This is a genomic window from Arthrobacter cheniae (assembly GCF_003602275.1).
GTDB lineage: Bacteria > Actinomycetota > Actinomycetes > Actinomycetales > Micrococcaceae > Arthrobacter_D > Arthrobacter_D cheniae.
In genome coordinates, this window is sequence record NZ_QZVT01000032.1 from 1 (window position 1) to 1,648 (window position 1,648).

At 54.9% G+C, this 1,648-nt stretch carries 1 rRNA gene; it reads right to left on the minus strand.

Annotation, left to right across the window (positions count from 1 at the left end):
• Nucleotides 1–148 precede the first annotated feature (148 nt).
• A 23S ribosomal RNA gene (locus D6T63_RS18815) occupies nt 149–1,648 on the minus strand; the annotation flags it as partial.

The following is a 1,648-nucleotide window of genomic DNA, read 5'->3' on the forward strand; positions in this document are numbered from 1 at the left end:
TGCCCTTGTGAGGGTTGTGCCTGTGGTGGGGGTGGTTCCTGTTGTTGGTTGGGAACCGCATAGTGGACGCGTAGCATGCTTTGATCTTCACCCTCCCTGGTTCACCGTGTTCCGGGCTTGTGGCCTGGTTCGTGGTGGGGGTGGGTGTGTGGTGTAAGTTATCGGCTTATTAGTACCGGTCAGCTTCACAGGTCTTTAGTCCCTGCTTCCACATCCGGCCTATCAACCCAGTGGTCTGGCTGGGGGCCTCTCACACTCTAGGTGTATGGAAATCTCATCTTGAAGCAGGCTTCCCGCTTAGATGCTTTCAGCGGTTATCCCATCCGAACGTAGCTAATCAGCGGTGCACTTGGCAGTACAACTGACACACCAGAGGTTCGTCCGTCCCGGTCCTCTCGTACTAAGGACAGCCCTTCTCAAATTTCCTGCGCGCGCAGCGGATAGGGACCGAACTGTCTCACGACGTTCTAAACCCAGCTCGCGTACCGCTTTAATGGGCGAACAGCCCAACCCTTGGGACCTACTCCAGCCCCAGGATGCGACGAGCCGACATCGAGGTGCCAAACCATGCCGTCGATATGGACTCTTGGGCAAGATCAGCCTGTTATCCCCGAGGTACCTTTTATCCGTTGAGCGACGGCCATTCCACAATGTGCCGCCGGATCACTAGTCCCGACTTTCGTCCCTGCTTGAGATGTCTCTCTCACAGTCAAGCTCCCTTGTGCACTTACACTCGCCACCTGATTGCTGACCAGGCTGAGGGAACCTTTGGGCGCCTCCGTTACTTTTTAGGAGGCAACCGCCCCAGTTAAACTACCCATCAGGCACTGTCCCTGACCCGGATTACGGGCCGAAGTTAGATATCCAGAGTGACCAGAGTGGTATTTCAACGATGACTCCACATGAACTAGCGTCCACGCTTCACAGTCTCCCACCTATCCTACACAAGCCACACCGAACACCAATACCAAACTATAGTGAAGGTCTCGGGGTCTTTCCGTCCTGCTGCGCGTAACGAGCATCTTTACTCGTACTGCAATTTCGCCGAGTTTATGGTTGAGACAGCGGGGAAGTCGTTACTCCATTCGTGCAGGTCGGAACTTACCCGACAAGGAATTTCGCTACCTTAGGATGGTTATAGTTACCACCGCCGTTTACTGGGGCTTGAATTCCCAGCTTCGTCCCACGCGAAGCGTGAAACTAACCGGTCCTCTTAACCTTCCAGCACCGGGCAGGAGTCAGTCCGTATACATCGTCTTGCGACTTCGCACGGACCTGTGTTTTTAGTAAACAGTCGCTTCCCCCTGGTCTCTGCGGCCCTGATCCGCTCCGGTGAGCTAGTCACCATCACAGTTAGGGCCCCCCTTCTCCCGAAGTTACGGGGGCATTTTGCCGAGTTCCTTAACCATAATTCTCTCGATCGCCTTAGTATTCTCTACCTGATCACCTGTGTCGGTTTGGGGTACGGGCGGCTAAAACCTCGCGCCGATGCTTTTCTCGGCAGCATAGGATCACCAAATTCCCCCATACGGGGGTCCCATCAGATCTCAGACTCGTGATCGAACACAAGAACGCGGATTTGCCTACGTTCTGCCCTACATCCTTAGACCGGGACAACCATCGCCCGGCTTGGCTACCTTCCTGCGTC